Genomic DNA, 13,062 nt, shown 5'->3' with positions numbered 1-13,062 from the left:
ACCGTGGCATGGAATCACCACGGGGAACCGACGTTCGGGGGTAGGCACCTGTTCGACCGCACGACAAACGCCGCGAGAACAAGCGGGTACCCGGGCAATGATGCCAGAAGTAGCCGCCAGGCCCGAATCCGCGCGGACGGCAGCAGCACTAGCCGCGCGGTTCGCTCACTTGGCCGATGAAGAGCGGGGCTCCAGTGACGGTGTCATGGATGGCGAAGACGAACGGCCGGTCGATCAGCAGCTCCCTCGGGACGCTCATGTCGGGAAGTGCACCGGCGCGCATCGCGACGGCCGTCGCGGCCGCTGCCTCGGTGCCCTCCTCGTCGACCTTCACCACCGCCTGGTGCTGCACGTCGCTGACCACCAGGCCTTCCGGCACCTCGGACATCCCGCTGTAGTCGGCTTGTTCGCTCAGCGCGGCGGCCAGCCCCACGTGCCGCAGCGCATCGGAGACTTCGGCACGCGCATCGATGTCGAACACGGGCATCCGCAGCGTGACCTTTTCCGCCCGCGCATCACCGACCTGCTGCAGGATCTGCGGCAACTCATCGATCGCTGCGTGCAGGGAATCTCCGTGCGGCAGGACGACTGTCATCGCCAAACGCGAATCGCTGTACGGGATGGCGCAGGCGGTCCAGAGGTCGCTGTCGACGCAGGACAGTGACTTGGTCGTCGTCATCAACTTGATCTTCTTGGCCGCGCCCGAGTGGCCGATGAACGAAGTGCGCCGGCTCTCTCGCACGAACGGGTCGGCCCAGCTCACCTTCAGGTACAGCGCGTTGACCAGCGCGAGTCGGGTGGCCTTGCTGATCTGTCCTTCGGCCAGGAGTTCGGGGATCAGGTGGTTCGTGCGTTCGTCCACCCGACGGTTGATCTCCTCCCGAGCAGCCTCCGGCTGCGAGACGAAGTCGACCAGCCGCAACCCGGCACCGAACCCGGCCCCGAGCGCGTCGAGGAACTCATCACGCACCGGCAGTCTCTTGTCGGCGTACAAGGTGTTGGCGGCACGGATGATCAGCGGATCTGCTCCCCACCTCTCCTGCACGTCCGCTGCTCGCCGAACGATGTCGGCAAGCACGTCGTCGAACGCCGTGAGCGCCTGCGCCGCATCAGGCCCGAGCACTGCGTCGAACTCGGTCGCCGCCGCGCCGCGCGCACCCGCAGCGGTCATCGCGAGCGCGCTGTAGATCGAGTAGGGGCTCAGCGCGAAATTGGCGTCCGGCGCTGGCGCCACAGCCTCGAACAGACGGACGCCGAAGGCCGCCAAGCGTTCGCCCGCCTCGACCGGATCAGCCGCGGCGACGCGGGGGAGCTCGTGGTGGAGCACCGAGGCCCCGGCGTCGTCATTCGGCCGGCGCATGCTTGTCCAGGAAGGCATAGATCTCATTGTCGTCGACGCCGGGGAAGACTCCCGGCGGCATCGCGGCGAGCAGGTGCGAATGGACGCGGGCCGACGGCCACGACAAGCCGCCCCACCGGTCGGTCTGTGCTGCCGGCGGCTGGAGGCAACAACTCGGATCGGGGCAGCGCGATTTCGAGCGCTCCTGGGTGTTGCCGCCACGCATCCATTTCACGTACTGGTAAGGCACGCCGACGTTGACCGAGAAGGACCCTGCCGAGGTGCGTTCGACGACGGCCGTGCACCAGTACGTGCCCGAGCGGGTATCGGTGAAGGCCTGGTAGGCCTGCGTGAGGTCGGGCTGTTCGAAGACGCGGCGGGCCGTCCACTGCCGGCACACCCGTTGCCCCTCGATCGCACCGGTGGAGTCGGAGGGGAAGACAATGCCGTCGTTCTCGTAGGCCTTGTAGATCACGCCCTCCTGCGAGATGCGCATGAAGTGCACCGGAATCTCCAGGTGCCTCGTCGCGAGATTGGTGAACCGGTGCGCGGCCGTTTCGTAGGAGACGGCGTAGGCATCGCGCAGGTCTTCGATCGCGACGTCCTTGTCGGCCTTGGCCTGCTTCAGCAGCGCGACGGTGTCCTTCTCCGGCATGAGCAGGGCTGAGGCAAAGTAGTTGATCTCGACGCGCTGCGACAGGAACTCCGAGAAGTCAGCCGGCGGACGGTGGCCGAGCACGAGGTGCCCCACCGCCTGCATCGCCAGTGAGCGCGAATCGTGTTGTCCCGCTTCGGGTTGCGGGAGGTAGATGCGCTTGTGCCGCATGTCGCTCACCGAGCGCGTCGAACTCGGCAGATCGGAGGTGTGCACCAGCTTGTATCCGAGATGGCCGGCCAAGCGGTCGACGGACGCGCGACTGATCGGCCCACCCGGGTGGTTGATCGCCTTCAGCAGTTCGGCCGCCTCGCGTTCGATGTCGCCGAAGTAGTTGTCGGCGGCGCGCATCCGCTCGCGCAGCTCGCCATTGGCCTGGCGTGCGTGCTCGGGAGTGGCCGCACGGTCGGCCTGCGCGGAGGCCATCGCCTCATGCATCCCGACCAAAGCCTCGAGCGCCTCCATCGGCAGCCGCGGCCCGATCTTCACCTTCGGCAGCCCCAGCGACTCGTACGACTCCTGGCGCTGCGCCTTCTCCAGCCGGATCTCCAGCGCAGCTCGCCGACTCGGCGGGGCAGCACTCAGGAAGTCCTGCACCGATGCGTCCAGCACCTTCGCCAGTGCCGCCAGCACCGACAGCCGCGGCTCACGTTTGCCGTTCTCGATGAGCGACAGTGCCGACGGGGAAATACCGATGGCATCGGCCACTTCGCCCAGCGTGCGACCACTCTCGTGACGCGCGTGCCGCACGCGACGACCGATCGTGAGCGGGTCGGGCGATGAGTCGCCGAGGTCGACATCCACGGGGATGTCCGGCTCGATGAGTCGGCCCGCGGGCGCAGAAGCGTTCATACGGGCAACCTTCGCGCGCGAGCGCCTCGGAATGCGACCTAGGTCACTCGAAATAGAAGCCATGTGTGCATGTTAACGAAAATTGTGCAGATCTTTACATCGGAAACTTGGCTACTTTCGCGTCAGCGGTGGCAAGAATCGAGACACAGCAAGAAGTTCACACCCTGATCGAACGAGGAGCCATGAGCGAAAACCTGCACAAGTCCGCCGAAGACCTGCAGAAGGACTGGGACACCAACGAGCGCTGGAAGGGCATCGACCGCGACTACACCGCGGACGACGTCGTCAAGCTGCGCGGCTCGTTCCCGATCGAGTACACCCTGGCCAAGCGTGGCGCCGAGCAGCTGTGGAACAAGCTGCACACCGAAGACTTCGTCAACGCGCTCGGCGCACTGACCGGCAACCAGGCCGTGCAGCAGGTCAAGGCCGGCCTCAAGGCCATCTACCTGTCCGGCTGGCAGGTCGCCGGTGACGCCAACCTCTCGGGTCACACCTACCCCGACCAGTCGCTCTACCCGGCCAACTCGGTGCCGTCGGTCGTCCAGCGCATCAACAACGCACTGCTGCGGGCCGACCAGATCGAGCACTCCGAGGGCATCAAGTCCGTCGACGAGTGGGTCGTGCCGATCGTCGCCGACGCCGAGGCCGGCTTCGGTGGCCCGCTGAACGCCTACGAGCTGATGAAGGCCATGATCGCCGCCGGCGCCTCCGGTGTGCACTGGGAAGACCAGCTGGCCTCGGAGAAAAAGTGCGGCCACCTCGGTGGCAAGGTGCTGATCCCGACCCAGCAGCACGTCCGCACCCTCAACGCCGCTCGCCTCGCTTCGGACGTCGCCGGTGTGCCGAGCATCGTCATCGCCCGCACCGACGCCGAGGCCGCGACGCTTCTCACCACCGATGTGGACGACCGCGACAAGGAATTCCTGACCGGTGAGCGCACCGGCGAGGGCTTCTACAAGGTGCGCAACGGCATCGAGCCCTGCATCGCCCGCGCTAAGGCGTACGCGCCCTACTCCGACCTCATCTGGATGGAGACCGGCACCCCCGACCTGGAGCTGGCCCGCAAGTTCGCCGAGGCGGTCAAGGCCGACTTCCCCGACCAGATGCTGGCCTACAACTGCTCGCCGAGCTTCAACTGGAAGAAGCACCTGGACGACGCCACGATCGCCAAGTTCCAGCGCGAGCTGGGTGCGATGGGCTTCAAGTTCCAGTTCATCACTCTCGCAGGCTTCCACGCCCTCAACTACTCGATGTTCGACCTGGCCCACGGCTACGCCCGCGAGCAGATGACGGCCTACGTCGAGTTGCAGGAGCGCGAGTTCGCCTCGGAGGAGCGCGGCTACACCGCCACACGTCACCAGCGCGAGGTCGGCACCGGCTACTTCGACCTGATCTCCACCGCGCTGAACCCCGACAGCTCCACCACGGCGCTGAAGGACTCCACCGAGTCGGCGCAGTTCTGATCCTGAAGCGTTCAGGACTGATCAGCAACACCAAGTACTACTCGGGACCCAGCGGTCACCTGGCTCCGGCCGCTGGGTCCCGAGTTCTCTTCACTCTCAAACGTATTCGCGAGTCAGACCATCCGGCGACAATCGCCGGGCCCCTGAAGGAGGCACGTCATGAACCGACCCAACGGCACCCCGACAGTGCGTGGCACCATGCACCCCCGCTTCGATGAGATCGTCACCCCGGAGGCCCTCGCATTCGTCGCCAAGCTCGACAGCGAATTCGCCGGACGCCGCGCCGAACTGCTGCAGGCTCGCCGCCAGCACTCCCGTCGCATCAACCAGGGCGCTGATCTGGACTTCCTGCCCGAGACGAAGTCGATCCGTGAGGACGACACCTGGCAGGTCGCTCCCCCGGCTCCCGGCCTGCACGACCGCCGCTGCGAGATGGTGTCGCCGGCCAACCGCAAGATGGCCGTGCACGCGCTCAACTCCGGCGCCAACGTCTGGCTCGCCGACCTCGAGGACGCCACCGCCCCCACCTGGCAGAACATCATCGCGGGCCAGGTCAACCTCTTCGACGCGGTGCGCGGCCAGCTCACCTACGACGAGTCGAACGGCGAGAAGCTCTCCGTCGGTGAGCACCGTCCGACGCTGGTGATGCGTCCGCGCGGATGGCATCTGTGCGAGAAGCACATCACCATCGACTCCCGTCCGATGTCGGCGACACTGGTCGACTTCGGCCTCTACTTCTTCCACAACGCCCAGAAGTTGATCGACCTCGGCGCTGGCCCGTACTTCTACCTGCCGAAGATCGAGAACCACCACGAGGCCCGCTTGTGGAACGACGTCTTCGTCTTCGCGCAGAACGAACTCGGCATCCCGCAGGGCACGATCCGGGCGACGGTGCTCATCGAGACCATCACCTCGGCCTTCGAGATGGACGAGATCCTCTACGAGTTGCGTGAGCACAGCTCGGGCCTGAACGCCGGACGCTGGGACTACATCTTCAGCTACGTGCGCACCTTCGCCCAGCGTGGTGAGGAGTTCGTGCTGCCTGACCGCGACAAGGTCACCATGACCACCCCGTTCATGCGGGCCTACACCCAGCTGTTGGTCGACACCTGCCACAAGCGCGGTGCGCACGCGATCGGCGGACCGGCCGCGGTCAACCCCACCCTGCAGGACGAGGAGCGTCGCCTGCGCGCACTGAACGTCGTCCGTGCGGAGAAGGAGCGTGAGGCCTCCGAAGGCTTCGACGGATCGTGGGTGGCCCACCCTGCGCTGGTGGAGACCTGCCAGGTCGCCTACGCTGGCGTCCTCGGCGGTAAGGACGACCAGCGCGACCTCCGGCCCTCGATCTCGGTGACCGCAACCGACCTCGTCTCGCTCGACGGAGTGCAGCAGACCATCAGCCTGCAGGGCGTGCGCACCAACGTCTCGGTGGCGCTGCGTTACCTCGCCGCATGGATCGGCGGCCGTGGCGCGGTCGCGATCGACACGCTCATGGAGGACGCCGCGACGGTCGAGATCAGCCGCGCTCAGTTGTGGCAGTGGCTGCGTCACGAGTCGCAGTTGGCAGAGGGACCGTTCGTCACCCGCGACCTGCTCGACCGCGTGGTCGAGGAGGAGATGACCAAGCTGACGCGCGGCTTGGACGACCGTCACACCGAGCGCTACCAGCAGGCTCGTGGAGTGCTCGAGGAGACCGCGTTCGGTGACTACCTGCCCGGCTTCTTCACCACCTACGCCTACGTGCGCTACCTGATCGACCGTCCGCTGCGCATCAGCGGTCCGATCGACAAGGAGGACATCCGTCAGTCGGAGAACGTCGGAGGTCCGGTCGGCGCCACCTCGGCTGCGTGATCTGACTGAAGGTCCGCAGGACCGTGGGGTGATCCCCACGGTCTTGCGGACTTTCGCATGTGCGCTTGGAGCAGTTGTCAGCCGAGAGCAGTCGCGCGGGCCCGGAGGGCCAGACGCACCGCAGATGCTTGGTCGACGGCGGGAGTTGTCACTCGCATGACCCGGTCGGGGTCGACACCCGCCTCGACCAGACCGGCGCGCATGACGTCCGCGCCGATCACGTCGACATCGAGGTGGAGCACCGCTCCCCCGACGGAATCAGCGAGCACCGACCAAATTTGTGGCATCGACAAGATTTCGGACGAGAGCACCGGCAGCCCGAGTTCCTGCGCGACGCTGCGGGCGGTGCGTCCGCCATCCCGGACGTCGACGACCACCACGACCCGAGAATGCTCGTTCGACCGGTAGGGCAATGCTGTTTCGCCCATCGTCAGGGCGTACGAATCGTGATCGCGCCAGCTCGGCGGGCGTCCGCCGCCTTCGAGCCACAACATGTGCCTTATGTGCCGTTCGCGCCGGAAGCCCAGCGAACGCAGCAATCCGGCGGAGCGCGTGTTGGCCGGTTGCACATTGGCCTCCAGCCGGCGCAAACCCATTCCGGCCGGTTGTGCCGCGAACGCGAGCCCGATGACCAGTCGCATGCCCTCGGCGAACAGGCCGGTGCCGGCGTACGGGTCGTAGGCGTCGTAACCCATGGTCGCCGACATGAACCGGCCGCGAACCACGTTGGAAACATTGACTTTTCCGACGATGTCGTGGGTGCCGCTCGGTTGCCTGGCGTGGATGATCACGGTGCGGTGACTGTCGCTCTGCCGCTCCAGGTGCACCAGCAGATCGCGCGGGTCGACCGGATTCCAGTAGCCGATGCGCTGCGCCGACTGCTCCACCGCTCGCCCGTACGGCACCACGTCGCTCTCGGCGACGCTCGCCACCCACACCCGGTCACCGTCGGCGCGTAGTGGGGAGGCAGGGAGCATCGGCACATTGTTCCAGGCTGTCGGCTGTACGAGCGACCGCCCGCCGCCCGAAGTGCCGAGCCGTTGCCATGATGTGGAGTGGCTCGTCCTCATCCAGCACAAGGAGCAGCAGATGCCGGTCTTCGACACCTTCCACACCATCGCCCCGATGCCGAGCAATGTGATCGAGGAGTACGCCGACCGCGTCGGTGACGAGATCGTCGCGATGTGGCGCGAGCACGGAGTGGGCTTCGTGGACGACGGATTCCTCCGTGTGGTCGACCCGCAGTGGTTCGAGGAGAAGCAGTTCGTCCATCTGCGCAGCGGCGTCCCGATCTTCCTGACCGCGCTCTGCGACACGATCATGTTCATCCCCGAGACGGCCAGCTTCACTGCGATGAAGCTGCGGTGGAGTGCCATGGACATCGTCTCCGAGTCGGGCCAGCCCGTGGCTGAGGCGTTGTGCGCATTCGGCGACCCCGCCTACCGCGAACGGGTGTTGGAGAGCCGACACTTCACCGAGGCGGCTGCTCGACTCGGTGTGCCCGACTTCGACGAGGGATTCATGTACACCCCGATGCTCGCACTGGGTGGGCCGCATTCGTCCAGCACGCTCCGACGCGGCAAAGCGGTGGTTTCGCAGTCACTCCTGCTGCAGGCGGAGCCACCCCAGCTGCGGCACTACAGCCCGGCCAGGATCGAGCCGCGCGCCGATTACTGAGACCGCGTCAGGTCACCCGCCCACGCAGCACGACGTGCGTCGGCGCCTTGAGCACGCCGACGTCCTCGCGCGGGTCGTCCGCGTAGACGATGAAGTCGGCGCTCTGTCCCTCCTCGATACCGGGACGGCGCAGCCACGCCCGTGCACCCCAGGTGGCAGAGCTGAGCGCCTCGATATTCGTCATGCCGGCTCGGACGAACTCCGCCACCTCATCGGCCACGAGTCCGTGCGGTAGTTGCCCGCCGGCGTCCGTGCCGACGTAGACCTTCACGCCGGCTTCGTGCGCCGCCGCGACGGTGGCGAACCGACGGTCGTAGAGGTCACGCATGTGGGCTGCGTACTTGGGGAACTTGCTCTCCCCCGCATCCGCGAACTTCGGGAAGTTCTCGACGTTGACCAAGGTGGGCACGATCGAAATCCCTTGTGCCACAAACTGATCGATGCTGTCTTGTTGGAGTCCGGTGGCGTGTTCGATGCAGTCGGTACCGGCGGCGGCGAAGTCGTAGAGCGACTCCTCGCCGAAACAGTGGGCGGTCACTCGGGCACCCTCCTCGTGGGCAGCGTCGATGGCTGCTATGAGCGCCTCCCGTGGCCAGCAGGGCGCGAGGTCGCCGCGGTCGCGGTCGATCCAGTCGCCGACCAGCTTCACCCAGCCGTCGCCTCGGCGCGCTTCTTGGCGGACGTATGCGACGAGGTCTTCCGGCTCGATCTCGTGGGCGAAGTTGCGGATGTAGCGCTTGGTGCGCGCGATGTGCCGACCGGCGCGAATGATGCGGGGTAGGTCGTCGCGCTCGTCCATCCAGTGGGTGTCGATCGGCGAACCGGCATCACGCAGCAGCAGTGCACCAGCCTCGCGATCGGCGATCGCATGCTCCTCTGCGCGTTCCTGGGTGACGCCGCCAGTAGCCTCCAGACCGACGTGGCAGTGCGCGTCGACCAGCCCGGGCAGCACGTACCCGGTGATCGTGTGCACTTCGCCGCCCATGGGCCGGTTGAACGTGACCCGACCGTCGATCACCCAGAGCTGCTCGCGCACCTCCGTCTCGCTGACCAGGATCGAGCCCTTCACATGCAGCACCGGTGCCTTCATGTGGACACGCTATCGGTGAGCAGCAGACAAGTACCGCGAGACGATGGTTTGCTCTCAGCCCAGGAACGGACGGATGGTGCTGAGGAATACCTCCGGGGCCTGCGAATGCGGCCAGTGGCCCACGCCCTTGATGGTGACGAGCCGGACGCGGGGAAACAACTCGCGCATGACCTTCGCGTAGTCAGGCCTCACGTAGTTGCTGTCGCCGCCGGCCACCCACAGGGTCGGACCCTCGAAGGGCGCCGCATCGACATCAGTCGGCCAGCCACCGAGGAGTTGCAGCGACCGACCCAAGAGGTCGAGGTTGACCTGCCAGCGCCAGCCGTCGTCGGTGCGGCGCAGGTTCTGCAACAAGAATGCGCGCGTGCCTGCCTCCGGCACCCACGCGGTGGCGAGGCGATCGGCGTCCGCGCGGCTGGCTACCTGATCGAGGTCCAGGGCGAGCATGCCCTCGACGTAGTCGTTGAAGGAGGTGAGGCCGCCGTAGTCGACCGGCGACATGTCGACGACGATCAATCGCTGCACGAGCTCGGGGTGTTCGAGGGCCAGCAGCATCGCCACTTTGCCGCCCATCGAGTGTCCGAGCACGATCCACGGCTCGTCCGGATCGATGGCGCGCAATTCGTTCGCGACGGCGAGCACCATTGCGCGATAGGAGAATTCGTCGCTCCATGGCGACTGACCGTGGTTCGGCAGATCGATCAGGGTCGGCCGGTAGTCGCCCGCGAGTGCCTTGGCGATCTGGGTCCAGTTCTTACCCTGACCGAACAGTCCGTGCAGGAACGCGATGCGTGGGCCGCGGGTGCCGGTCGTGGTGGTGTGCAGACGCTGCGCCACTGCTCTCCTTGGCTGGTGGGAAGTCGGGTCAAACCCTACTGCGCAACGATTCGGCAAAGCGCCGGTGCTTCGGCCCACCACCGAGAAGATAATGACCCGATGGCGTTCTCCGAGGAATCCTCCACCGACGCCGGCCGCAGCTTCGAGGAATTCGCCGACGTCACCGAGGACGAACTCCTACGGGTTGCCTGGCTGATCACCTGCGACCGTGAACGCGCGACGGCGCTGACCGAGACAGCCCTCGTCCGGATGCAGGACGACTGGAGAAGGCTCGGCGCTGATCAGCCCGTGCGCAACGCATATCGCTTGCTCGTACAGGCGATCAAGGCCGAGCAACCACCGCTTCACCCCGAAGACACGGTTGCCGCAGAAGGCTCTACGCAACGAGTTCAACTGCGCCAGAACGAGGCCGAGAAGGTGCTCGGCTCTGTGCCGATCGCTGACCGGACGGCGATGGTGCTACGTCATTACGCGAATCTCTCGACCCTGCAGGTGTCCGACATCGTTGGCGGCACTCCCGCGGCGGCGGAGCGACGCAGTGATCAGGCGCTGGAACTGGTGCGCGCACGCAGCACCGACCTCCAGCAGCTGCCTTACGACGACGTGCCTTGTCCAGCAGCACCGATCGACCGCGACCGGATAGCAGCAGGCGCCGCGCGCTCATCGGGTGTCAGTCGACGGCGCGTACTCGGCGGAGTGCTCGGCGCGACCGCCGCCGTAACGGTCGGAGTCGCTGCGTGGTGGCAGGCTCGGCCCCACAAGGGCATCGCGACGGTGGAGATCTTCGTGCCGCGTGCCAGTGGCGTCTTGTTCCTCTGGCTGCGCGCATCCTCCGACCCACCGCCGGGCGAAGCCACCCTCCAAGCACCTCCGTGGGCCGAAAATGCGACCGAGCTCACGGTCGGCTTGGACAACCGCGGCGGGCGCCTCCGCGCCGCCGTCGACGGCAAGCCAGCGCCACTCAGTGCAACACCCTGGGGCGCGCACGCAACGGAGCTGCCATCGCTGGATCCCACAGCCACCGAGGTTCCGCCGATGAAGCAGACACTGGTGATCGGCAAGGTGCCCAGTGATACCGACGCGGTGTGGGTTGTCGCGAACTTCTCGGGCAACAAGGACGCAAGCGTTGCCGGGATCGAGATGGTCGACCATTCGACCTACGCGGTGGCACGGACCTTCGATGCGCCGGGCGAAGTCAACGGCCTGATCTGGCGCACGGCGAGCCAACAGATAGCGGCCTCCAATGGTGAGAAGGCCAGTTTTCAGACGGCGAAAGTAACGCAGGTCACGCTGCTTGTCCTGCCGAAGAGCCGCCTATGGGGATTTTTGCAGTACGACTCACTGCAAACCATGCCGCTCGACGACGCAGCGAACCTCCCAGCCGGCTGGATCGACACCCAACTCGGCACGTTTGGTTGGAACTTCCTGGCGATCTTCGAGCCCGGCACCACCAATCTGAAGGTGACGCAGAATCCCAAGTACGGCGAGTCCACCCTCGAAACCTTTCAGATCGAGCGCAGCGGCTACCTCGCGCTCGTCGCGGCATCGACACGTGAGCCGGCCTTCGAGACCGACGGCCCCACTACGGGCATCGTCAACCTCATGACCTGGACCGACGCCGCAGGCAGATCGCACCGCTGGTCACGGCACACCACCGATCCCGCACTCAACTGATCAGTCCTTATCGGCGCCCGGGCCGAGGAACTTCTCGAAGCCCTTGGGCAACTTGAGGTTGCTCATGTCGGGCTCGTCCTGCTGCCCGAAGGCTGCACCCATCGCCTTCTCGCGGGCCTGCGATTCGCGCTGAGCTGCAGCTGCTTCCTGCTGCGCACGCTTGGCCGGGTTGCCCGACTTGCCCTTCTTCTTCGGCTGCGCCTTGGCGCGCTTGCCGCCTCCGGCACCCATGCCGGGCATACCAGGCATCCCGGGCATCCCAGGCATGCCGCCGCCCTTACGCATCTGCCGCATCATCTTCTGCGCCTGGCCGAAGCGCTCAAGCAGCTGGTTGACCTCGGAGACGGTGACCCCCGAACCCTTGGCGATGCGCGCACGGCGCGAGCCGTTGATCTGCTTGGGGTGGGTTCGCTCGAAAGGGGTCATGGAGCGCACCATCGCCTCGACGCGGTCGAACTCGCGTTCGTCCAAAGCGTTGAGCTGGTCGCGCATCTGCGCCATGCCCGGCATCATGCCCAGGATCGACTTCAGGTTGCCCATCTTCTTGACGGCCTGCATCTGCTGCAGGAAGTCATCGAAGGTGAAGTCCTCGTCGTCCATGAACTTCTTGGCCATGGACGCCGCCTGCTGGCGGTCGAACGCCTTCTCCGCCTGCTCGATGAGGGTGAGCACGTCACCCATGTCGAGGATGCGGGAGGCCATGCGGTCGGGGTGGAAGACCTCGATGTCCTTGGTGCCCTCACCGATCGAGGAGAACATGATCGGCTTGCCGGTGACCGACGCGACCGACAGGGCGGCACCACCGCGGGCGTCACCGTCGAGCTTGGAGAGCACGACACCGGTGAAGTCGACGCCCTTGCTGAACGCCAGCGCGGTCTCGATCGCGGCCTGACCGATCATCGCGTCGATGACGAAGAGCACTTCGTTGGGTTCGATGGCGTCGCGGATGTCGCGCGCCTGCTGCATGAGGTTCTCATCGACCGCGAGACGACCGGCGGTGTCGACGATGACGTAGTCGTACTGGCGCACCTTCGCCTGACCGACACCGGCGCGGGCCACCCACACCGGGTCGCCGAAGCTACGGGTGCCTTCGCCGGTCTCGGTGGTGGCGTCGTGACCGCCGGTGTTGCCACGCTCGGGCGCGAAGCAGGGGACGCCGGCTCGCTCGGCGACGACCTCCAGCTGGGTGACGGCGTTGGGACGCTGCAGGTCGGCCGCGACCAACAGCGGGAAGTGACCCTTGTCGCGCAGGTGCCGCGCCAGCTTTCCGGCGAACGTGGTCTTACCCGAACCCTGCAGACCGGCGAGCATGATGACCGTCGGACCGGTCTTGGCCATGTTGATGTTGCGCGTCTGGCCGCCGAGGATGCTGATGAGCTCCTCGTTGACGATCTTGACCACCTGCTGGCCCGGGTTGAGGGCAGCACTCACCTCGGCACCGAGCGCGCGCTCGCGCACCTTGCCGGTGAATTCGCGCACGACCGGGGTCGCGACGTCGGCGTCGATCAGGGCCAACCGGATGTCGCGAATGGTCGAGTTGATGTCCGACTCGGTCAGTCGCCCCTTGCCACGGAGGTTCTTGAAGGTGGCTGTGAGGCGGTCACTCAGGCTGTTGAACACCGGA

General features: G+C 66.2%; 10 protein-coding genes. 4 read left to right on the top strand and 6 right to left on the bottom strand.

The genetic code is table 11. The features are described 5' to 3' along the window. Window positions 1-148: 148 nt before the first annotated feature. Entirely contained in the window at window positions 149-1,378 is a 1,230-nt protein-coding gene (locus tag J5M86_RS05015) for a serpin family protein (RefSeq protein WP_188060124.1), read from the bottom strand. After that, a complete protein-coding gene (locus J5M86_RS05010) occupies window positions 1,344-2,846 on the bottom strand; it encodes a helix-turn-helix transcriptional regulator (RefSeq protein ID WP_244328489.1) in 1,503 nt (500 codons plus the stop codon). Before J5M86_RS05010 ends, J5M86_RS05015 begins: the two co-directional genes overlap by 35 nt. A gap of 182 nt (window positions 2,847-3,028) precedes the next feature. Between J5M86_RS05010 and aceA the strand changes: the two genes are divergently transcribed. Both aceA and aceB read left to right on the top strand, forming a co-directional pair. Further along, the gene (gene aceA, locus J5M86_RS05005) at window positions 3,029-4,309 is read left to right on the top strand and encodes an isocitrate lyase (RefSeq protein ID WP_188060122.1); all 1,281 of its coding nucleotides are present in this window, start codon (window positions 3,029-3,031) and stop codon (window positions 4,307-4,309) included. Window positions 4,310-4,468: 159 nt separating this feature from the next. Next, window positions 4,469-6,160 carry a malate synthase A gene (gene aceB / locus J5M86_RS05000; protein WP_188060121.1) on the top strand — a complete coding sequence of 564 codons (1,692 nt, stop codon included), beginning with the start codon at window positions 4,469-4,471 and terminating at the stop codon, window positions 6,158-6,160. A 77-nt stretch (window positions 6,161-6,237) separates the two neighbouring features. Here the strand turns inward: aceB and J5M86_RS04995 are convergent, their stop codons facing one another. Then, window positions 6,238-7,137 carry a GNAT family N-acetyltransferase gene (locus J5M86_RS04995; protein WP_188060120.1) on the bottom strand — a complete coding sequence of 300 codons (900 nt, stop codon included), beginning with the start codon at window positions 7,135-7,137 and terminating at the stop codon, window positions 6,238-6,240. 73 nt (window positions 7,138-7,210) lie between these two features. Here J5M86_RS04995 and J5M86_RS04990 point away from each other — a divergent pair, with 73 nt between their 5' ends. After that, complete coding sequence (locus J5M86_RS04990; RefSeq protein ID WP_188060119.1) at window positions 7,211-7,837, top strand: T6SS immunity protein Tdi1 domain-containing protein; 627 nt, start codon at window positions 7,211-7,213, stop codon at window positions 7,835-7,837. Between the two features lie 7 nt (window positions 7,838-7,844). Here J5M86_RS04990 and J5M86_RS04985 read toward each other — a convergent pair whose 3' ends face one another. Next, window positions 7,845-8,927: an amidohydrolase family protein gene (locus J5M86_RS04985; protein WP_188060118.1), complete on the bottom strand. Its 1,083-nt coding sequence runs from the start codon at window positions 8,925-8,927 to the stop codon at window positions 7,845-7,847. A gap of 54 nt (window positions 8,928-8,981) precedes the next feature. Beyond that, window positions 8,982-9,668: an alpha/beta fold hydrolase gene (locus J5M86_RS04980; protein ID WP_371811289.1), complete on the bottom strand. Its 687-nt coding sequence runs from the start codon at window positions 9,666-9,668 to the stop codon at window positions 8,982-8,984. On the opposite strand from J5M86_RS04980, the gene J5M86_RS04975 reads away from it, so the two are divergent. Next, complete coding sequence (locus J5M86_RS04975) at window positions 9,612-11,438, top strand: RNA polymerase sigma factor (protein WP_244328588.1); 1,827 nt, start codon at window positions 9,612-9,614, stop codon at window positions 11,436-11,438. The genes J5M86_RS04980 and J5M86_RS04975 overlap by 57 nt on opposite strands. On the opposite strand, the gene ffh is transcribed toward J5M86_RS04975, so the two are convergent. Next, entirely contained in the window at window positions 11,439-13,058 is a 1,620-nt protein-coding gene (gene ffh / locus J5M86_RS04970; RefSeq protein WP_188060115.1) for a signal recognition particle protein, read from the bottom strand. It abuts the gene before it with no gap. Window positions 13,059-13,062 lie beyond the last annotated feature (4 nt).

The organism is Yimella sp. cx-51 (assembly GCF_017654605.1).
GTDB lineage: Bacteria > Actinomycetota > Actinomycetes > Actinomycetales > Dermatophilaceae > Yimella.
This window is presented reverse-complemented; position numbering and strand designations above follow the sequence as displayed.